The 19,535-nt window shown below is 55.0% G+C and carries 17 protein-coding genes; 6 read left to right on the forward strand and 11 right to left on the reverse strand.

Features of this window, described 5'->3' with window-relative positions:
• Nucleotides 1–766 precede the first annotated feature (766 nt).
• On the forward strand, nucleotides 767–2,695 hold the full coding sequence (locus KP814_RS30205; protein ID WP_216740272.1) for a M66 family metalloprotease: 1,929 nt from the start codon (nucleotides 767–769) through the stop codon (nucleotides 2,693–2,695).
• A 148-nt stretch (nucleotides 2,696–2,843) separates the two neighbouring features.
• Here KP814_RS30205 and KP814_RS30210 read toward each other — a convergent pair whose 3' ends face one another.
• The 5 genes from KP814_RS30210 to KP814_RS30230 form a co-directional block, all read right to left on the reverse strand.
• Nucleotides 2,844–3,395, reverse strand: a complete 552-nt coding sequence (locus KP814_RS30210; RefSeq protein ID WP_216740273.1) for a GNAT family N-acetyltransferase — start codon at nucleotides 3,393–3,395, stop codon at nucleotides 2,844–2,846.
• Between the two features lie 73 nt (nucleotides 3,396–3,468).
• The gene (locus KP814_RS30215; protein ID WP_127970261.1) at nucleotides 3,469–3,726 is read right to left on the reverse strand and encodes a YjhX family toxin; all 258 of its coding nucleotides are present in this window, start codon (nucleotides 3,724–3,726) and stop codon (nucleotides 3,469–3,471) included.
• A 320-nt stretch (nucleotides 3,727–4,046) separates the two neighbouring features.
• Nucleotides 4,047–6,035, reverse strand: coding sequence for a methyl-accepting chemotaxis protein (locus KP814_RS30220; protein WP_216740274.1), 1,989 nt, complete (start codon nucleotides 6,033–6,035; stop codon nucleotides 4,047–4,049).
• Between the two features lie 365 nt (nucleotides 6,036–6,400).
• On the reverse strand, nucleotides 6,401–6,907 hold the full coding sequence (locus tag KP814_RS30225) for a hypothetical protein (protein WP_216740275.1): 507 nt from the start codon (nucleotides 6,905–6,907) through the stop codon (nucleotides 6,401–6,403).
• Nucleotides 6,908–7,042: 135 nt separating this feature from the next.
• Entirely contained in the window at nucleotides 7,043–7,981 is a 939-nt protein-coding gene (locus KP814_RS30230; RefSeq protein ID WP_216740276.1) for a hypothetical protein, read from the reverse strand.
• A 297-nt stretch (nucleotides 7,982–8,278) separates the two neighbouring features.
• On the opposite strand from KP814_RS30230, the gene tcyJ reads away from it, so the two are divergent.
• Genes tcyJ through tcyN form a run of 3 tightly spaced genes read left to right on the forward strand, consistent with a single transcriptional unit; the run spans nucleotide 8,279 to nucleotide 10,526 of the window.
• Complete coding sequence (gene tcyJ, locus KP814_RS30235; protein WP_216740277.1) at nucleotides 8,279–9,079, forward strand: cystine ABC transporter substrate-binding protein; 801 nt, start codon at nucleotides 8,279–8,281, stop codon at nucleotides 9,077–9,079.
• Nucleotides 9,076–9,744 (forward strand): cystine ABC transporter permease, encoded by a 669-nt coding sequence (tcyL, locus tag KP814_RS30240; RefSeq protein ID WP_216740278.1) that lies wholly within the window; start codon nucleotides 9,076–9,078, stop codon nucleotides 9,742–9,744. The genes tcyJ and tcyL overlap by 4 nt, the downstream gene beginning before the upstream one ends.
• A gap of 5 nt (nucleotides 9,745–9,749) precedes the next feature.
• Nucleotides 9,750–10,526 carry an L-cystine ABC transporter ATP-binding protein TcyN gene (gene tcyN / locus KP814_RS30245; RefSeq protein WP_216740279.1) on the forward strand — a complete coding sequence of 259 codons (777 nt, stop codon included), beginning with the start codon at nucleotides 9,750–9,752 and terminating at the stop codon, nucleotides 10,524–10,526.
• Here tcyN and KP814_RS30250 read toward each other — a convergent pair.
• Nucleotides 10,502–11,203 carry a gamma-glutamyl-gamma-aminobutyrate hydrolase family protein gene (locus tag KP814_RS30250; protein ID WP_216740280.1) on the reverse strand — a complete coding sequence of 234 codons (702 nt, stop codon included), beginning with the start codon at nucleotides 11,201–11,203 and terminating at the stop codon, nucleotides 10,502–10,504. The two genes, tcyN and KP814_RS30250, sit on opposite strands and share 25 nt — an antisense overlap.
• The gene (locus tag KP814_RS30255; RefSeq protein WP_253938748.1) at nucleotides 11,176–12,219 is read right to left on the reverse strand and encodes an amidoligase family protein; all 1,044 of its coding nucleotides are present in this window, start codon (nucleotides 12,217–12,219) and stop codon (nucleotides 11,176–11,178) included. Before KP814_RS30255 ends, KP814_RS30250 begins: the two co-directional genes overlap by 28 nt.
• A 311-nt stretch (nucleotides 12,220–12,530) precedes the next feature.
• Here KP814_RS30255 and KP814_RS30260 point away from each other — a divergent pair, with 311 nt between their 5' ends.
• Together KP814_RS30260 and KP814_RS30265 are read left to right on the forward strand one after the other, a co-directional pair.
• Nucleotides 12,531–13,625, forward strand: coding sequence for an efflux RND transporter periplasmic adaptor subunit (locus KP814_RS30260; RefSeq protein ID WP_216740281.1), 1,095 nt, complete (start codon nucleotides 12,531–12,533; stop codon nucleotides 13,623–13,625).
• Nucleotides 13,622–16,750, forward strand: coding sequence for an efflux RND transporter permease subunit (locus KP814_RS30265; protein WP_216740282.1), 3,129 nt, complete (start codon nucleotides 13,622–13,624; stop codon nucleotides 16,748–16,750). Before KP814_RS30260 ends, KP814_RS30265 begins: the two co-directional genes overlap by 4 nt.
• A gap of 420 nt (nucleotides 16,751–17,170) precedes the next feature.
• Here KP814_RS30265 and KP814_RS30270 read toward each other — a convergent pair whose 3' ends face one another.
• The 4 genes from KP814_RS30270 to KP814_RS30285 form a co-directional block, all read right to left on the reverse strand.
• Entirely contained in the window at nucleotides 17,171–17,656 is a 486-nt protein-coding gene (locus KP814_RS30270; RefSeq protein ID WP_216740283.1) for a hypothetical protein, read from the reverse strand.
• Nucleotides 17,657–17,974: 318 nt separating this feature from the next.
• Complete coding sequence (locus KP814_RS30275) at nucleotides 17,975–18,232, reverse strand: hypothetical protein (RefSeq protein WP_253938749.1); 258 nt, start codon at nucleotides 18,230–18,232, stop codon at nucleotides 17,975–17,977.
• Entirely contained in the window at nucleotides 18,226–18,711 is a 486-nt protein-coding gene (locus tag KP814_RS30280) for a hypothetical protein (protein WP_216740284.1), read from the reverse strand. The genes KP814_RS30275 and KP814_RS30280 overlap by 7 nt, the downstream gene beginning before the upstream one ends.
• A gap of 25 nt (nucleotides 18,712–18,736) precedes the next feature.
• The gene (locus tag KP814_RS30285; protein ID WP_216740285.1) at nucleotides 18,737–19,060 is read right to left on the reverse strand and encodes a hypothetical protein; all 324 of its coding nucleotides are present in this window, start codon (nucleotides 19,058–19,060) and stop codon (nucleotides 18,737–18,739) included.
• Nucleotides 19,061–19,535: the final 475 nt, after the last annotated feature.

Genomic DNA, 19,535 nt, shown 5'->3' on the forward strand with positions numbered 1-19,535 from the left:
GCTGCTATTTCCTGATAGCTATACCCCTGCTTGCGCAGTCGCACGGCCTGTTTTCTTTTTTCTTCCTGCGCTGCGGCAGGTAATGAGCGAGCGTCTTCTATAATCATATGGGTAGTGTATCATACCTATATCGATGCCAGGTTAATAATAAACAACAACTTCAGATAAGGCGAAGGCTGATAAAAATGACTCAGCAGAAGCGACCGCCCCCAGCAGTCTTCTTTGCGATGATCGCCACGCCCCATCCTAGTGCACTGATTCCCAAACAAAAAACCACTACGCACCATAATCGCCCCGCACTTTTCTTCAACTTTGCGGGCTGGGTCACGGTAGGGAGAATCTGTTGTGATTGAGGGTTGTAGGTGAAACTTATCACTATTAGTTTAAGCGGCAATGGGTCACTCCATTGCAATGGATTACCGGTTTAAGGTTTCGTTGTACCAATAAACTACTCCTTARTGCAGATGATGGCGTCACATCTATCGGGTGGAGCAGTGTATTTTCCTATTACCGCGCTTCGAGGAAGTGTTTGGAAAAGTATCAGGGAGTGACGCCACACCGCCGACACAGAGAGCCTGTCGATCCAGTATTTATCAGGAATACGCGACAACGGCTCTCCCTGCATAGTCAGACGCCTTCACAGTCAACACGCCGACGATTCAAAGAAAAATAAACTCGATGACTTCGCACTGACGCCAGCGATGGCGCCGTAGAGGGGTCTTACACCGCCAAACAACTGATTCGGAAAATAGATGAGGTGCTTTTTATGAAGCTATCTATGATCATGGTTTTGTTAGTATTGGCTGGACAATTGTCCGGCTGTGGAGGGAACGACGACAAGAAATCGGAAGGGACTCAAGCGAGCGACGATAGTAGCGGCGATGTGGCGCCCGACGATAATTCTTCATCCAATGATGACGCCCCGCTGGAACCGACATCGCTGCGTTCGGTTGAGTTCGCCCAGTCTCACGTTATTCCTCCAAGCGGTCTGAGCTGGGATCTTAAAGAATCAGGCGAGCTGCAATTGGTCGAAAAAAGAGACACGCTGGTATTGGCCACCTTCGACGAAGCCGTGCAGGCTGCGGAAGTGCGCGTTTATGATAAAAACCATCAGTTACTTTCTTCCCTGAACCTGTCAAAGCCGAGCGATCTTCCCCCCACTGAGGGCGACGATCTGCCCTACTCGGATGACGCCTGGTCGGCGGTGATTCCGTCTGATGACATGTCTAAAGGCGTGAATATCCGCGTCGTCGCGCAAGGTAAGAGCGCATCGGAAACCGTCACGCCCGCCATGCATCCTGAATTGGATCTCACTATTCAATCGCTGCCCTTTCTGATCTACGGCGTCAATGAAAGCAATATCCCGTTTAAAATCGACGACCTGAAAGTAATGTTCGCAGACCCCGACACCGCCGGACAGGGCTTTGCGGGAATGCCCTTCTCAAAGACCCATATCGTTAACCATCCCTTGGGAGTGTTTGAATCGGACTATCTGATTGTACCGCCGTCAGGCTCGGCTCCGGCGAAGAAAGTGGAATCCGCGGCGGACCCAGACTATTCCAGGCCGATTCTGGATATGGTCTGGCACATCGAATACGCCCTGGGCGACATGGCGCTGAACAAAATCACCTTCGCCCCATCCATGCTCATCGACCACTCCAAAACGGGTCCGATTAAAACCCGTGGACTGGGTGGCGTGGCTTACACCGGCTCCGGGGCGTCTATGGGCTACCCCTCTCTCGGACTGCTTTGGCACGAAGGCGGACACGCCATCGGTCTTCCTCACTCGTTGAGCGGCAGCAAAGACGTGAACGGCCCCTACTATCCCTATGCAGAGGGTAGTTTAAGCGGTTCAGTCTGGGGGTATGATCAATATAAGCGCTACTTCCGCTCTCCCCTTACCGCGCCGACTTCCCGCTACTTCGCCTGTAGTGGAGAAAGAGGCGGTGGCGTTTTCCAGAAAAACGCGGAAGGACGCTGCTATCGATTCGACCCGATGCACTCTGCGGACGAGCAAAAAGACCCCGACGCCGACTTCCCGTTATTCTCGGATTTTAATGCAGGAAAAATGCAGCGCTGGGTGCGTAATCGCGCCAGGATGAATCCCTCCAACGATGGTTTTCAGGTGCTTGACGACAACGGCGACTGGGCGGACTTTGTTCCAGAAACCAAACACTACGCGGGATGGCATATCAAGGAACACTTCCCCGTGTCGTTTGATGAAACCACTGACTTCATCATGGTCACGTACAGCCTCGCGGGGACCGACGCTGCGTCGCAGTTCTATAACCCGATCCGATACAAAGGAAACGCCATTGAGTATGTCGACGCGATCGATCAGGACGACCTCAACAGCATTAACGCCGATATCTCAAGCGGCGCCAGAGCCAAATACTCCGATTACTGCCGGCGCCAGGGGTGTGACTTCACCCTCAAGGTCACCTACGAAGACGGCTCGACCTCATACAGAGTGTTAAAAGGAAGCGCCCGCAAGGATTGGCAGCCTTCTGTGTGGAAGGACGACTATCTGAATGAAAACAGTAAAGACAGCTATCTGTTTTGGGCGGTAGCGCTGGTGGCGCCCGAGGGCGCGCCGAAGGTGAAAAAGCTTGAGCTGCTCGACACGCCCATGCTGTGGAATTTGAGCCCCACCGCTGTTATGGCGGCGAAAGCGCTGGTCGTCAAACAGCTGTAGCATCTAGACAGATACAGCTTGCCCCCAATGCTTGAGCGTTCAGCTTTAGAAAACCGGAGCGACTTATGCGCCGAGGCTTTATTAGCAAGAGCGGAATCAAGCTTGGGGGAAAGTTTCACGTTATTTAAGTCGCCGTTTGCAAAGGTCTTCAGTTGGAGGCGTTAGCCTCCAACTCAAACGCTTCATCATATTTCACCACACCGACTGACGTCTCTCTCCCAAACCCCAGCGCCATAAAATACTCCGGCGGTACGCCGGGTAACTCCAGACCAGGATGAGGTTTAAAGCCGAAACGGCCGTAGTAGTCTGGTTCACCAAGGAGCACGCAGCCAGCGGCGTTGTTATGCGCTTGCAGGCGGCTCAATGCTTCCCTGATAAGGGCGGAGCCAACGCCCTGTCCTTGTCGATCCGGACGCACGGAAACCGGGCCGAGGCCGTACCAGTTTTGAATATTAGCGGCATCGGCTTGCCCAGAACTGTGATGGCCCTGGATAGCCACCGGGGAAATAGCGATGTGACCGATCAGTTCGCCCTGCGCTTCCGCCACCAGTGAAATGGTCAACTTGCCACGCTGCCTGAGCGCATTGACGATGTGTTGCTCCGTATGACTGGTATGAGGCGCGTTCAGGAACGCTTGTTCGGTGACGCGGGTGATCGCTTCTAAGTCGCCGGGTTGTTCATTGCGAATATGGAAATTCATGTGTTGTCTCGTTGTTGCTTGCCAAACAAGGCTAGCCCTGGCGGGCTGTCGCCAGCCGCCAGGGAATGAGGTTTTACTGGTTATCCAATTGCGGACGTACGGCTTTCAGCCCGGCCATATTGATTTGATAAGGCTTTCCGCTTTTTGAATGGATAAGGCGTTTGTTTTTGAGTTTAGTGAAGACCGGCAACGTGCAATCGGCAAGCACATAGCCCTCGCGGGTGTAGCATTCAACGAATGTCACCTTACCAGAGGTATTGCGTGTAAATATGATGCGGCCGCCTTTGGCGAGGACGTGCAACGTCCGTTGTTCCGGCTTGGAAATGTTCATGTTGGAACCTGTAGCAGTAATCAAATATGCGACACGGCAAGCATGCGTTCATGCTCGCCACGAAAATGCGCGTATCGATAACCGAAACTCCTGAGGAAACAGGGGTTGGGTTATCGGATTACTGCTATCTCCAACATATACACCTCTTGAAAGGCTGGTAAGCGATTCCATCCCGCTGTTTTTAGCTGGGATGAAATAAAAAATTCTGATTGAAAACAGACGCTTTGCGTCAGGCGGGAGAAGTTAGCCTATTTTTCCTGCAGGCGTCAAGCCGCCGGAGGCGCTTTCCGGCGGCGACTGGGGTGAGAAAAAAGTCTGCGTTATAACTTGAAGCGCGACACCAGACCGTTCAGCCCTTCATTGGCGCTGGACAGTTGATTCATGGACGCCTCGGAATCCTGCGCCAGCTTGGTCAGCTCACTGATGATCATGGAGATTTCCGACATGTTCTCGCTGATCTTATCGCTGACCTGGCTCTGCTCCTCGGCGGCGGTGGCGATATGGGTGTTGAGGTCGTTGATCTCATCAAAAGAGCTGAGCACTTTATCTAGCCCCTGGGTGAGTTCTTCGTTGTCCTTCACCACCACTTCACTGCTGTCTTTCATGCCGGACATGGCGTTCACCACAACGGATACGCCGCTCTCCAGACGATTCAACATGCCGTCGATTTCTTCCGTGCTGTTCTGGGTGCGGGCGGCCAGCGCGCGCACTTCGTCCGCCACCACGGCGAAGCCCCGGCCCTGGTCCCCTGCTCTGGCTGCTTCGATGGCCGCGTTGAGGGCCAGCAGGTTGGTCTGCTCGGCGATGCCGCGAATCACATTGATGACGTTGCTGATCAACTGCGCTTCCTGACGCATGGTGTTGACGTTCTCCACCGCCTCCGACACCCGGCGACTGAGATCCACCACGCTCACCCGCGCCCGGGAAACCGTCTCTTTGGATTTCTGCGCAGAGCGGCTGGCTTCTTCTGTGAACGTAGAGGTTTCCGTGGCGTTCTTGGCGACGGATTCCGCGGTAGCGGCCATCTCTGTGACGGCGGTGACCACCTGCTCAGTTTCTCCCGCATGCTTGTTCATCATGCGATAGTTTTCTCTGCTCTGCTTCTCCACCTCCGACACAATGCCGGAGATCTGTTTACTGGAAACAGACAACTCGCCGATCATGGCCGCCAGATACTTGATGAATTTATTCACCGACTCCGCGACATTGCCCACTTCGTCGTGGCTGCTGATTTGAATACGCTTGGTCAGATCCGCTTCGCCGGTGCTGAGAATATCGATATTGGCGCGCAGCACGCCCAGACGTTTGCTCAATTGCGTGAAGGCCAGGAAGCCGAAGAAAACGATCGCCAGCGCAATGGGAATCTGAATCGCCGCCAGGGTGGACATTACCGAGTCCGTCGCCGCGCTCAGCAAAGACGTTTTAATACTGACCGCCAGCAACCAGGGCGTGCCGGGGACATCGCGGACGAAAAAGGAATAATCCTCGCCGTCTTTGGCGTTTTCATACTCGCTGGAGTAGGTTTCTTGATTGGACGCGGAGCCCAGATAATCTTTAACCTCCGCCAGAAAAGGAGACTGTGACGCCAGCTCGCTGACGTTCTTCAGAATCGCATCGCCCTGCAGTCCGCTGCTGTTGTTGAGAATCTTGCCGTCGCGTTCAAAAATCAGCAGCTGGCCGTTCAGCTCCTTTTCCTTCTCCGCCGCCAGGCCATTAAAGAACCCCAGGGTCACATCAATGGTGGAAACGCCATAAGCTTCGCCGTTCACGCGAATGCCCATGGAGCAATTCGTGCGCGCCTCCGGGCTGGCGGAATCCCGATAGGCCGGCGCCCAGGCGCACTGCCCGGCCGGGGCGTTCAAACCGTCTTTGTACCAGCTCTGCTCGTAATAATTTTGCGACTCCGCGGAATTCCAGTAGGTGTTGGTGACCAGCTTGCCGCTGCCGTCGCGATGAATAAAGGTGCTGTTCTTGACGACATTGCTGTCCCGCTTGCGCGGCAGAGGCCAGACGCCGCCGCCGAACACCTGCTTCTTGCCGTATTGATCGATCATTGCGCCCAGTTGCTTGTCGATCTGATCGCTCTCCAGCAAAGGCACAGTCTGGGTGATCACCCGCTGTTGCGCCTGCACCTCGGCCAGCTCCGACAGAATCTCGTGCACCAGCGCATGCAGCACGCTGTTGATGTTTCTCTGTTCTCCCTGAACCAGGGTGGGCGCTACCCACTGCTGTATTCCTAACGCCGTAAATACGCCGACGATGGCCAGAAACACGATTAAAAACAAGGTGTATCTGTAACGTATGGACATGACGTCTCCCCGAATATGCGCCTCGGTTACTGGATATTTTGGGTCGATTCAGGATGCGAAAGCCGCATCGCGACTAACTATAAGATATAGCACTAAATTCCAGATTTTCCCGGTTTACATCCCTGAAAACCGTAGAAGACGCTGCATTGACCGGTGCGAATCCCAGGTGAATCTCTCCACGTTCGAAAAAGCGCCGCGCCACCGTTCATACATACAAAAAAAGGCCGGCGGGGCCGGCCTCAATGTAATGTGCGCTTAGTTGTTTACGCATAGGTTAGGTACGGATATTTATGCAACAGCTTTAATGCCCCCAGGTTCACGCAACTCAGCGTATTTCTGGAATGCAGGTTGCGTTTTCCGAGCGCTCAGTCCATCACGATCAGGGACATGTCATCCATGCGCACCCGTTCGCCGCTGGTGTAGCCCATCAACTGGCCGATCACGCGAATGCGATACCAGCCGGTTTGCGAGGCGTAGAAGGTTCCATGGGTTTCGTTGCTGCTCCAGGTGCCCAGAATGTTATTACCGTGGCCTGTGCAGAATGCATTGTCGCTGTTGGATGGCGCAATGATGGAGACGGTTCCGTTGGGATAAGTCACTTCCAGATTGATATCGAACCAGGTGTAGTTATCCGCAGACTGCACGGCGCACTCTGCATTGAAGAACACCGCCCGGGTGTCCACGTTGCTGGCGTAGACATAGGCGATGGTGCCGCCGCTGGACGTGATTGGCAGCGCGTGCGCCGCGCCGTCTGAATAGATTACCGGATTGAGGTAATAAACGCTGGATTCCACGTCCGCGAAGCTGAAAGCGGAGGCTGCGCCTAGCAGCGCGCCAGCGGTCAAGGAGATGAGTCTTTGTTTAGTTTTCATAGTAATGCCCTCTTGTTTGCTCGTATTGAGGCGCGCACCGCCCGCTCGTCGTCTAAACCGCGACTGCGACGACGAGGGAATGTGTGCTCTGTGAATTCCGAATAAATGCGCTGGAAATTTGAGGTCAGTTAACGGTTAAGGCGTCTGCGCCTGTTGCTCGTTGTCGGTCAAAGCCGCCACGCTGCGGGTTGAATTAAGGGAGGCGAGGATGGCGGTCGCCTGCTCTTTGACGAAGGGATCGCTGTCACTTTGCATCGCCAGGGCCAGATCCCGCCTGAGGGAGACGTCAATCTCTTCCTGCCCCATCAGCTGGTTGAAGGCGATGGCGCGCACCAGTGGCGATGGGTCCTGTCGAGCCAGCCGGCTCAGTTGCTCGAACGGCGCCGCTTCGCCCCGCTCCGCATAGGCGCTCAGCGCCATCGCGCGGGTATCCGCATCGCTGGATTGCAAGCCCTGATCAAATAGCTCACTCACCTGTTCAGACGTTGCGCTCAATAGGCTGGTCCGATACTGAGTCACCGGATTGTCATCCACTGCCTCTGCTGGCGCGGACGCATAGAGACTGGCGTTAAGAAACAACAGAGACTCCGTCAGCTCAATCTGCTCTTTCGGATACAGACTGATCGCCGCCAGAGACTCGCCGTGGTAAAGATCCGCATGGTTATAGGTCTGGGAGAGGCGCTTCATGGCGTCGGGAATGGATGCGTTGACCACCAACAAGGACAGCTTGCTATCCCGCAGACGGTCATCCAGATAAAAACGCACACCGGTCAGCGCTTCCAACTTGTTAGTCAGTAACGACAAGGGATAAGCGTTCACATTGACTGACACCAATCCGTTGGCGGCGACATCGATAGTCCCATCCGCAGGCGTGGTTGCGTTCTCTTGCGTCGGGATTTCTTCCGGGACATAGACGGGCGTGTCGCGCTCAGAAGCAGTCGCTTTGACAGACGCCGCGGAGGCGACTTCAACGCCCCGTTTAACAGGCTCCGCGTGCTCCCCCAATAAATTAATGGCGGCGACGCTGATCGCCGCGCCTAAAACGATGGCGATGGAAAAATGAATGGTTTTCATAGCTGCCTCCTGCATTTATGATCCATGGGCTGCGCGATGAACTGACCGCGCAGCCTGCTGGAAACCTTGCTGCAACGACGCTGGTTTGAGTCGTTGCCTGTCATCAGGATGGGTTCAGTTTACGAAGGGGTGGATCAGGGGGCAGTTAACTTTTTGGACGCAAAAATGTGACATTGTCACGAAAGCGCAGAAACAATATTCATAAAACGAATTAGCACATAATTTTTAATTATTTTATTGCATATAAGAAGACACCTAGAATTGTCCGATCTTTATCACAGGCCATGGGAGGCTTTTATGAAATTCAATCGCTTACGTCGCACTCTTGTACTTGGCGGCCTGGGTCTGGCCCTTGCCTCCGCGTTAGTCACCCCCAGCTTCGCCGCAGAAGACCTGCTGCAAAGCATCCAAAAAAGGGGCTCCATCCAGGTTGGCCTGGAAGGCACTTACCCTCCGTTTAACTATCAGGATGAAAATGGCCAGCTCACCGGCTTCGAAGTGGAGTTCGCCAAAGCGCTGGCGGATCAACTGGGCGTGAAGGCGGAATATCAGACCACCAAGTGGGACGGCCTGCTCGCGGCGCTGGAATCCGAACGTCTGGACGTGGTGATCAATCAGGTGACCATTTCCGATGCGCGCAAACAGAAATATGACTTCTCCGCGCCTTACACGGTGTCCGGCATTCAGGCGCTGACCCGCAAGGATCTGGAAAGCGAAATTAACGGCCCTTCCGATCTGGCGGGCATGAAAGTGGGCGTGGGTCTGGGCACCAACTATGAAACCTGGTTGCGTGAAAACGCGCCGCAAGCGGAAGTGAAAACCTACGACGACGATCCCACCAAATACCAGGATCTGCGTTTCGGCCGCATCGACGCCATTCTGATCGACCGCTTCGCCGCGTTCGAACTGCTGAATAAAACCGGCGACGCGCTCACGCTGGCTGGCTCGCCTTTCTCCCGTCAGGAAGCCGGCGTCACCCTGCGTAAAGGCAACCCGGAACTGCTGGCGGCTATTGATAAGGCCATCGCCAAAATGCGCGAAGACGGCACGCTGCAAAAACTGTCGGAGAAATGGTTCAAGGCTGACGTAACGCAATGATCGAAAGCAGCCTCAAGCTGATTGCGGACTCCGCCCCATTCCTGCTGAAAGGCGCCGGATACACCGTCGGGCTCAGTCTCGGCGGTATGTTTTTCGGCCTGATACTGGGCTTCACGCTGGCGATGATGCGGCTGTCCAGTTTCCGCGCCCTGGACTGGACCGCCCGGGTCTATATTTCCTTCTTTCGCGGCACGCCGTTGCTGGTGCAACTGTTCATGATTTACTACGGGCTGCCGCAATTGGGCGTCCGTCTGGAGCCGTTAACCGCCGCGCTGATCGGTTTCTCTCTCAATATGGCCGCCTATGCGGCGGAAATCCTGCGCGCCGCCATCGCCTCCATCGACCGGGGACAATGGGAAGCCGCCGCTAGTATCGGCATGACCCGCACGCAAACGCTGTACCGCACCATTTTGCCGCAAGCCGCGCGCACCGCCCTGCCCCCGCTGGGCAACAGCTTCATCTCGCTGGTGAAAGACACCGCCCTGGCGGCGACTATTCAGGTGCCCGAACTGTTCCGTCAAGCGCAATTGATCACCGCCCGCACCTTCGAGATTTTCACCATGTATTTGGCCGCGGCGCTGATTTACTGGGTGCTCGCCAGCCTTCTCGCGCATTTACAGAATCGCCTGGAAGCCCGGGTCAACCTGCATGAAAAGGACGCCTGATTGATATGATCACCCTGCGCAATCTGACCAAGCAATTCAAAGGACAAGCCGTACTGAAAGGCATTGACCTGGAGATTCAGCCCGGTGAAGTGGTCGCTATCATCGGCCCCAGCGGCTCAGGTAAAACCACGCTGCTGCGCTGTATGAACCTGCTGGAGGAGCCCAGCGGCGGCCATATCCGCGTCGGGGATTCCGACATCGACGCCGACCGTCCTCTGGGACCGCAGCAAGGCCTGATCCGTAAGCTGCGGCAGCATGTCGGCTTCGTCTTCCAGAACTTCAATCTGTTCCCTCATCGCACGGCGCTGGAGAACGTGATGGAAGGCCCGGTAGTGGTGAAGAAGGAACCCCGTGAGCGGGCCGCCGCCAAAGGCCGCAGTCTGTTGGCCCGCGTCGGTCTGACCGGGAAAGAGGATTCCTATCCTAAACGCCTTTCCGGCGGACAGCAGCAACGAGTCGCCATCGCCCGCGCCCTGGCCATGGAGCCGGATGTGATTCTGTTCGACGAGCCCACTTCGGCCCTCGATCCCGAACTGGTGGGCGAAGTGCTGGCGACGATTCGCAGCCTGGCGGAAGAAAAGCGCACCATGGTGATCGTCACTCACGAGATGAGTTTCGCCCGGGATGTGGCCAATCGCGCCATATTCATCGACGGCGGCGTGATCGTTGAGCAAGGCGACGCCAAGTCCCTGTTCAGCAATCCCAAGGAAGCGCGCACCCGCCAGTTCCTGAATAAATTCCTCGGCGACAACGCCGCTCAGCCCCTGCCGGAAGACGCGTGAGCGTGCTTCCGGTGCGGCTGCTCCTGCAATAGCCAGCGAAATAACGCGAACTGCGACGGCAGGTAAAACAGATATTCCGGGTGCCACTGCACGCCGATAATCTTGCGTCCGCTGACGCATTCCACCGCCTGCACGATAAAGTCCAGATCGCGCCCCACCACTTTCAGGCCCGCACCGGGCACCTTGATCGCCTGATGATGCAAACTGTTGACCCGCAGTTTTCTGGCGCCGCAGATGGCGGATACCCGTGAGTCCTTTTCCAGCTGCACCTGTTTGGTGGGCAGCAATCCCGGCCGGTTGTAGGTGAGCTTGCGCATATGACGAATGTCCTGATGCAGCGCCCCGCCCAGCACGCAGTTGATCAATTGCGCGCCGCGACAGATGCCCAGCAGCGGAATGTTGTGCTCCAGGGCTTTGTGAATCCAGGCGATTTCCAGAGCGTCCCGGTCTGGATCTATTTTGACTTTCTCATTGATATCGCCGTTGTAGTGTTCCGGGCTGATATCGTCGCCGCCGCCAATAATCAGGGCGTCCAGGGGAATGCCGCTGGGCGCATGGCGCACGCTGATGCGCTCCGGATGCGCCCCCGCCATGCGCAGCGCCAACTGCGCGCACCACCACGACGGCGACCACTTGCGGCCGCTGCCGGTTACGCCAACCCGGAGTCTTGTATCCATTGTTCCATGGTCTCTATCCAGTCATGGCGACTAACGCCCAACAGCGGACGCCACGCATCCAGATAAGCAGCGCTAAGTCGCTCAATATCATCAGGCCGACACGCCAGCTCCTCTACTACCCACCAACTGTTCCAGGGAACCGCCAGGCTCCAGTCAGGACGGTCGATCAGTGAGTTTGGCAGGCGATAGTGAAAGGTCGGACGCGCCTGAATGCGCCCGTCGTCGACGGCGCGCCGCACCCGCTCGCCGTCGATTTCCGTCAGTAGCGGCAGCATATCCAGCGCGCGGTTACGGGTAGGATTATAGGCGATATAGTCAATAAACAGCCGATCCAGGTTCGGCGCCGGGTCCGACAAGAGTTGTCGCACATAGGATTCGGGGTAAAGATCGATGTAAGGGCTGATGCGCCGGGTCACGTCTACTTGCAGACGCTCCACCAGCCACCACTGCAACAGACTGAACGCTTTCAGATAGGCGGCGATGGCGGCGGAATCCAGAGAGGGAATTTCCGGGTTGATGTGCACTCCATAGGCGGCGATGGGAGAATCTTCAGTGCCCTGGGCGCCGGCGTCCCTCAGGGCGACGACCATAGGGTCCAGCGCTGTGAGGCTGGTGATCGGCAACGGCGGGCATACCACTTCCATCGGAACCAGCAGCTTCGCCGCCTGCCCCAGCAACTGCACCCACTCGTCTTCCTCTTCTCCCTGCTGGCGGGCCGCCTGGCGTTTGAAGTAGTCCCAATCCACCTCCACGCTGAAACGGCCCAACGATTCCACATGCAGCTTTTTCTCCGCCGCCGAACCGGAGATCACCTGCGCGCCCAAAGCGCTCTGCAGCGCCGCCACGGTCTGATCCAGGGTCAGTCCGGTGAACTCCAGCTCAAACCCGACCAGCCGCACCTCACCGTCGCCTCGGCGGACGATGGATGGGGTTTTGAAGCTGTTATCGCCGGCATTCATGCAGTGACCTCCGATATTGCGCCCTGGCGCTGCGGATTCATGATTGGATTGTAGCATCCGACGCCGTCCGCTGGCTGCGGCATCCGCCTCACGCGCCTTCATTGATTGGTTTGATACGTACGCAAAGCGGCGTCCGATGTCTCCAAAGGCCAGAAAACGCGCTGTCTCGGGTGAAAGATTACGAAGAATTCAGGCGCGCATAATTCTGCTGAAGCGCCCAGATCAAAGTGATAATCTTTCTCGTATAACAATGACGCCCACGTTGGCGGCGCCGTCAGCGTCCGAAGCGAGCACAACGCCAGGCCGCCCCGATTCCGCCGGCGCGCACGATGCGCTTGTATTAACGTTTCAGGCTAAGGACTCAGGACATGTCTTCACGAACGCTGAACGGGGCGCTGACAGCGACCCTGATTAGTATTTGCATCGCAGGAACGACGCTCGCCGCCGGCAGGCCGCCCACCTCTGTGGTCGCCGCGTCCACGCAATCCGCCCCCTACTACGACAAAATCGAAGCCCTTGGCACCGTCAGCGCCAATGAGTCAGTGAACATCACCCCCAAAATCACCGAAAAAGTCATCAGCGTTCATTTTGACGATGGCGTCAGCGTGAAGCGCGGCGATGTACTGATCAAACTGGATGACGAGGAAGAACAGGCCAATCTGCGTTCGACCCTGGCGGTGCAGGCGGAGCGTGAAAGCGCCTATCGTCGCGCCCAGGAACTGTATAACCGACGCGTCGGCAGCGAGGCGGATCTGGACGCCGCCCGGGCGCGGGTTGATCAGAGCAAGGCGGAAATTGAAGCCATTCGCACCCGCATTTCCGCCCATCAGATCACAGCGCCTTTTAATGGCGTGCTGGGGCTGCGCAATATCAGCGTCGGCGCCCTGGTGGAGCCCAGTGACGTTTTGACCACCCTGGATGACCTCAGCGTCGTCAAAGTGGACTTCGCCATTCCTTCCGTTTTCCTCGCCAACCTGAAACCCGGCCTGAAAGTGGAAGCGGAAACCAGCGCCTATCCCAAACAGGTTTTCAGTGGCGAACTCAAGAGCATTTCCCCCCGGGTCGACCCCGTGACCCGCACCGTGCAGGCGCGCGCGCTGTTCGACAACCCTGGCCGTATGCTATTGCCCGGCATGCTGCTGCAACTGGATCTGCAATCCCGTCCGCGCACCACTTTGGTGATTCCGGAAAGCGCCATCGCCACCGTGGGAACCGCCCATTACGTCTTCGTCGTTGTCGAAGGAGAACCCGCGAAAGCACAGCGCAGACAGGTGGGGATCGGCTCCCGCAAAGCCGGCAAAGTGGAGATTTTGAAGGGATTAGAGGAAGGCGATCTGGTTATCAGTCATGGTCTGGTGAAAATCTCCGATGGCTCCGCAGTAAAAGTCATCGCCGTGGATGACGGCGCCCTCAATGTCGCCAAACTGTTGCAAGGCGAACAGCAGGCGGAACAAACGGAATGATGCTCTCAGACCTCTCCGTCAAACGACCAGTGTTCGCCTCCGTCATCGGTTTGCTGCTGATCGCTTTCGGCTATCTCTGCTTTGAACGGTTGCCGTTAAGGGAATATCCCGCCATTGATCCGCCCGTGGTCAGCGTCACCACGGACTATCCCGGCGCTGCCGCCAATGTGGTGGAAACCCGCATCACCGAGGTGATCGAGGAGCGCATTTCCGGGGTGCAAGGCATCGTGTCGATCTCCTCTCAGTCCAGTAATGGCCGCTCCCGCATTACCATTGAGTTCGACATCGGTCGCGATATCGACGCCGCCACCAACGACGTTCGCGACCGCGTATCCCGCATCGCCGACAACCTGCCGGCGGAAGCGGAGCCGCCGGATATCGCCAAAGAGGACAGCAGCGACGACGTCATCCTGTGGCTGAACCTGTCCGCATCCAACATGACCGTGCCGGAGCTGACCGACTACGCCAATCGCTATCTGGTGGATCGCCTGTCGGTGCTGGACGGCGTCGCCCGCGTGCGGGTCGGCGGCGGCAAGGTTTACGCCATGCGCATCTGGCTGGATCGCAGCGCCATGGCGGCGCGACGCATTACGGTGACGGATATCGAAGGCGCGCTTAGAGCGGAAAACGTGGAGTTGCCGGCGGGAAGCATCGAATCCAGGGACACCCAGTTCACCGTGCGTACGGAACGCAACTTCCACACTCCGGAAGACTTTCGCAAGCTGGTGATCGGCGCGGGACAGGACGGCTATCTCATCCGCCTTGGCGATGTCGCCAAAGTGGAGCTGGGCTCCGTGGAGGAACGGGGAATATTTCGCGGCAATGGCGAAACCATGGTCGGCGTGGGGGTCACCAAACAGTCCACCGCCAACGTGCTGGACGTAGCCCGCGCGGTGCAGGCCCAGGCCAAGCGCATCAACCCCACCTTGCCGGAAGGCATGACCCTGCAAGCCAGCTACGACTCCTCCGTTTTTGTGGAAGGGGCCATCAACGAAGTGGTGAAAACCCTGTTTATCGCCATCGGGCTGGTCATACTGGTGATCTGGGCTTTCCTGCGGGATTTACGCGCCACCCTGGTGCCGGCGGTAACCGTGCCGATCTCCCTAATCGCCACTTTCTGCGCCCTGTACGCCTTCGACTTCACCATCAACATGTTCACCCTGCTGGCGCTGGTGCTGGCTATTGGCATGGTGGTGGACGACGCCATTGTCGTGTTGGAGAACATTTACCGCCGCATGCATGAACACAACGAGACGCGACTGGTGGCGTCCTTTCGCGGCAGTCGTCAGATCGGCTTCGCCGTTATCGCCACCACCCTGGTGTTGATCGCCGTATTCGTGCCGATCGCCTTTCTGCAGGGCGACATCGGCCGTCTGTTCTCTGAGTTCGCCCTCACACTGGCCGCCGCGGTGGCGTTTTCCAGCGTCATCGCCCTCACTCTGTCCCCCGCCCTGGCGTCAAAGATTTTGCCCAGTGACGACAAAGCCCAGGACCTGAGCGGAGGCGGCCATTTCTTCCATGGCGTGCAGCGTGTCTATGGCGCCATGCTGGCGGCCTGTCTCAAGGTGCGCTGGCTGTTTGTGGTGCTGATGCTGGCGATTTGCGCCGGCTCCGTCTGGCTCTACAAAGACTTGCCGGAAGAGTACGCGCCCAAAGAAGATCGCGGGGCGCTCTTTATTCTGGTGAACGGCCCTGAAGGCGCCACTTACGACTACATGCTCGACTACATGAATGAGATCGAACGGCGTTTGATGAAGTTCGTGGACTCGGGCGAGGCGCAACGGGTGCTGGTTCGCGCCCCGCGAGGGTTCGGCAATATCGAAAACTTTAACTCGGGTTTCGCCCTGGTGGCGTTGAGTCCCTGGGGAGAGCGCCGCTCCGCCTGGGACATTATGGATGACGTACGTAAATCCTTAGCGGACCTGCCGGGCGTGCGCGCCTTCCCGGTCATGCGACAGGGATTCGGCGGCGGTATCTCCAAGCCGGTGCAATTTGTCATCGGCGGCGGCACTTATGAGGAGCTGGCGGAATGGCGCGACATTCTGTCCAAGGAAATCGATGCGTCCAATCCTGGCCTCGCCGGCGTGGACTTCGATTACAAGGAAACCCGCCCCTACCTGTCCGTGCAGATCAACTATGATCGCGCCGCCGACCTGGGGGTAAAAGTACAGGATATCGGGCGCACGCTGGAGTCCATTCTGGGTGGACGCACGGTCACCACCTATCTGGACAACGGCCAGGAATACGATGTGATCGTCGAAGGCGAACGCGACGCGCAACGCACTCCCGCCAGCATCCAGAACATCTACGTGCGGTCGCAGCGCAGCGGCGAGCTGATCCCTCTTTCCAGCGTGGTGACCCTGCGCGAATTCGCCGACTCCAGCAATCTCAATCGTTTCAATCGCCTGCGTGCGATCACTCTGGAAGCCAACCTGGAGGATTCCCTCACCCTGGGAAAAGCGCTGAGCTATCTGGAAAATCTGGTGGAAACCTATCTTCCCGCTCACGCCCAGATCGATTACAAAGGCCAGTCCGCCGATTTCCGGGAGGCTGGAACCGCGCTGGCGACCACCTTGGTATTGGGCATTCTGATTGTGTTTCTGGTGTTGGCGGCGCAATTCGAAAGCTACGTGCACCCGTTCGTGATCATGCTGACAGTGCCTTTAGCGGTTGCTGGCGGCATGCTCGGCCTCTATGTGACCGGCAATTCGCTTAACCTGTACACGCAAATTGGTTTGATCATGCTGGTGGGGCTCGCGGCGAAAAACGGCATACTGATTGTTGAGTTCACCAACCAATTGCGGGATCAGGGACTCACCTTCGACAACGCCCTGGTGGAAGCATCCATGGCCCGTCTCAGACCGATTCTGATGACCGCGGTCACAACCATCGCCGGCGCCGTACCCCTGATGCTGTCCGACGGCCCCGGCTCGGAAACCCGCTCAGTCATCGGCATCGTCATCCTCTGGGGCGTCTCCGCCGCCACTCTGTTTACGGTATTCATCGTTCCCGTGGCGTACAGCCTGCTGGCCCGCAAAACCCGCTCGCCCAAAGCCGTGGAAAAACAATTGGAAGAAGAACTCAAACTGCATGAAGATCACGCCATAGAGCATCTGGCGGATTAGATTCACTCCTATCAACCCGTCGGGAGGGAAGCCTGCCGATGGGTTACATCCCTAGCGCACTCTTATCATCAATGAGACGGCGCATTTGGAGTTTGCTTTGGGTGGACAGCTGGAGTAATTCTTCGTCCCTCATACAACGCACTATCCCGTAAAAACTCCCTGGCTAACTGCGCCGCTGCGACTTGGTTATCCCTCACCCTGGCGATTTCCTGCTCATTCAATCTAACGCTGATATCCTGAACAAAAGGTCCGCCAGTTAGAAAAGTCAGATACCAAACCTCACCATCCTGCATCAGTATGTAAGAATACGCTTCTTTAAAAACAACCTTCAACAAGCCACCTCAAAAGAAAAAGTAAGTCTCTGGCAATTGCCCGACGCCTTGATTTTTGATAATTGATTATTACCGTAATTAAAAAAATCTATCTATTACTACTTTCGTCATCATAATAAGAAAGCTTCCTGCTGACGACACGCACCCAGTCATCAACGTCTATTTGATCATCGGTTTCAACAGAAAGAAGCTGAGTAAACATCTGAGTTGAAGTTACTATTGCCCAGATAGAAAAAAGACAGGCCTCATAATCGTCTTGTGTTAAATGTGGAAATTCAGACAGTATCATCTCTCTAATATTTTCGTTAGCCCAGACACTGTCTAATAAATCAGCAACAAAGACATTTCCATTTATCGTAGCTATGCCTTGACGTATAACCTCTCCCTCTTTCTCTGTGCTTGCCCAATGCAGCTTACTCACAAGATTAAGTGATTCATCAGAGGTAGAACCATGAAGAAGCATCCCCGCCCTTATACGATCAGTGGCCCTAGGCAGTTCCTCATTAGGCGTCAACCTAGTCGACAGCTCCTTAATAATGCAATTAAGAACTTGCTTTCCACTGCCTTTTCTCATAGTCATGCCTTATGCTTTTATTTGAAATTATGCCAATTTCAGTTTGGGAAAAATCAGTCTGACAACCCATGAAAAAATCACAGATAAAAGAGCATACTTAAAAAGCATCAAACTTAAAACAGCACCTATTTTCACTGTCAATAATTAACGATAATCTTTTATAGTCACTCCCACTCACGCAGAAAATAACACTGTCTTCTGATGTTACTTCAATATAAAACCTGACGCATAAGACGAGCCAATTTGGTCTTTGGTCGAAACAGCAGTACAGGCCATCTTTCGATTATCTGATCCTACCCATTAAACGGTAGAACTGATTTAGTTCTTAGGAGTTTGTTTGGGATAGATGGACGGCGTAATTCTTCGCCCTTGATACAAGGTGCTATCCTGCAAAAACTCCCTTGCTAGTTGCCCTGCTGCGACTTGATTATCTCTTACCCTCGCTATTTCCTGCTCATTTAGCTTCACGCTGGTATCATATATCCCGACTCCTCCTGAAAGAAAAGTCAGATACCAATTTTCTTCGTCTTGCATCAGCATATAAAAATATGCTTCTTGGAAAATAAGCTTCAACATCCCTCGTTAACCTCCCTCATACAGGCAAAGACCACATCGCTTCCAAGCTTTTCGATATAGCTCGCATGAATCTCCAGGTCAGGCTTCGCTGCGTCATATAGGCCAGCGTGATGCAGTAAAGCCAAATAACGCCGTAAAAGTTGCGCCGCCGGGCTGCCATGACTCGAAAAGAGGTTAACCCCCGTCATCCGTCCCCGGTTCTTTTCCGCAAAATAGGAAGACAGATTCGCCAGTAGATGAGAAAGCTCCTCCCCCGTCACGTCAAGCCCAGTCATATAGGCCAAAAACGCCTGTTCGAATATCTCACCATTCTCTTCGGACTCACCCACAAAACGACAGACTTGACCACTGATATTAGCCCCATGCACATGTCCAAAATAATCCGGACTACGCACGAAATACCGACCTTTACCACGGAAAAAGTCATCTATCTCATTGTGATTGAGGGCGTACTCAAACGTGTTGGGGTTGCTGGTCAAGATTTATCTCTCATGGCTTCTACACTCAAGTTTCATTTATGAGCGCACTAACCTCCTTTTTTAATTTTTTCAAAAAGAGTGTCTTTTCTGTTTTATCGGTTTCCAACAAAACCATTTCTTTAATCGCAGATCTGGCTTTAGAGTATAGGTGTTTTGCCTCAAGAGGCTGCATATAGTTCTGTAATACTCTTTCCTCTTCTTCAGCTATATCAACTTCTACGCTTGTAGGACGTATAGTTAAACGGCCTTCTTGAATAGACATTTGATATCCAAAAAAAGTAATAGTCGCGCGCCCTATCTTAGTGTAGAGAACTTCGCCATGCTCCTGAAAAACATCCAGTTTTTCCATATCGTTCAGCCCCCCTTAAAGATAAAGTAGTGGCCTCAAAAGAGTAGAGCTATCGCAGGATATTGACTCTCATTATTGGCGCAATCAATCAGCGCATAATAATGTCGATAACCAGGACAACACCCTTTGAAGGTTGTTAGTGTCGGCTTTTCGTACAAATTCGCATCATTAGTGGACATAAATTATGCGTTTCACTCCTTTAAACTCCTTAACACCTTTTCCAGACAGATCAGCTACGCCTATATCTAACTTTCTAGCTCCAAATCAAATGCAACATTTTGACACTTCTTCAAGAAGTGCGACAATTCTGGGTCTGACTCTTCAAATTCTCTAAGGAACCTCTGAATAACCCCAAGAATCAGTCATAATACGGCAGCCCAACTCAGCAGGAACACTTTTCATGGAACAGATGACTTTCTCCGAAGCCGAATACCAGAATAAAAAGCGTAAGACCCGCCGGGAAATCTTTCTGGAG

This window comes from Hahella sp. HN01 (assembly GCF_018986435.1).
Lineage (GTDB): Bacteria > Pseudomonadota > Gammaproteobacteria > Pseudomonadales > Oleiphilaceae > Hahella.

Bases quoted from the DNA above. Each gene is read 5' to 3' on its own strand.
- KP814_RS30255 (WP_253938748.1), bottom strand. From the start codon at position 12,219: ATGCTACAATCCAATCATGAATCCGCAGCGCCAGGGCGCAATATCGGA.
- KP814_RS30220 (WP_216740274.1), bottom strand. From the start codon at position 6,035: ATGTCCATACGTTACAGATACACCTTGTTTTTAATCGTGTTTCTGGCC.
- KP814_RS30265 (WP_216740282.1), top strand. From the start codon at position 13,622: ATGATGCTCTCAGACCTCTCCGTCAAACGACCAGTGTTCGCCTCCGTC.
- KP814_RS30205 (WP_216740272.1), top strand. From the start codon at position 767: ATGAAGCTATCTATGATCATGGTTTTGTTAGTATTGGCTGGACAATTG.
- KP814_RS30275 (WP_253938749.1), bottom strand. From the start codon at position 18,232: ATGTTGAAGCTTATTTTCCAAGAAGCATATTTTTATATGCTGATGCAA.
- KP814_RS30250 (WP_216740280.1), bottom strand. From the start codon at position 11,203: ATGGATACAAGACTCCGGGTTGGCGTAACCGGCAGCGGCCGCAAGTGG.
- KP814_RS30270 (WP_216740283.1), bottom strand. From the start codon at position 17,656: ATGAGAAAAGGCAGTGGAAAGCAAGTTCTTAATTGCATTATTAAGGAG.
- KP814_RS30210 (WP_216740273.1), bottom strand. From the start codon at position 3,395: ATGAATTTCCATATTCGCAATGAACAACCCGGCGACTTAGAAGCGATC.
- tcyJ (WP_216740277.1), top strand. From the start codon at position 8,279: ATGAAATTCAATCGCTTACGTCGCACTCTTGTACTTGGCGGCCTGGGT.
- tcyL (WP_216740278.1), top strand. From the start codon at position 9,076: ATGATCGAAAGCAGCCTCAAGCTGATTGCGGACTCCGCCCCATTCCTG.
- KP814_RS30225 (WP_216740275.1), bottom strand. From the start codon at position 6,907: ATGAAAACTAAACAAAGACTCATCTCCTTGACCGCTGGCGCGCTGCTA.
- KP814_RS30285 (WP_216740285.1), bottom strand. From the start codon at position 19,060: ATGGAAAAACTGGATGTTTTTCAGGAGCATGGCGAAGTTCTCTACACT.
- tcyN (WP_216740279.1), top strand. From the start codon at position 9,750: ATGATCACCCTGCGCAATCTGACCAAGCAATTCAAAGGACAAGCCGTA.
- KP814_RS30230 (WP_216740276.1), bottom strand. From the start codon at position 7,981: ATGAAAACCATTCATTTTTCCATCGCCATCGTTTTAGGCGCGGCGATC.
- KP814_RS30215 (WP_127970261.1), bottom strand. From the start codon at position 3,726: ATGAACATTTCCAAGCCGGAACAACGGACGTTGCACGTCCTCGCCAAA.
- KP814_RS30260 (WP_216740281.1), top strand. From the start codon at position 12,531: ATGTCTTCACGAACGCTGAACGGGGCGCTGACAGCGACCCTGATTAGT.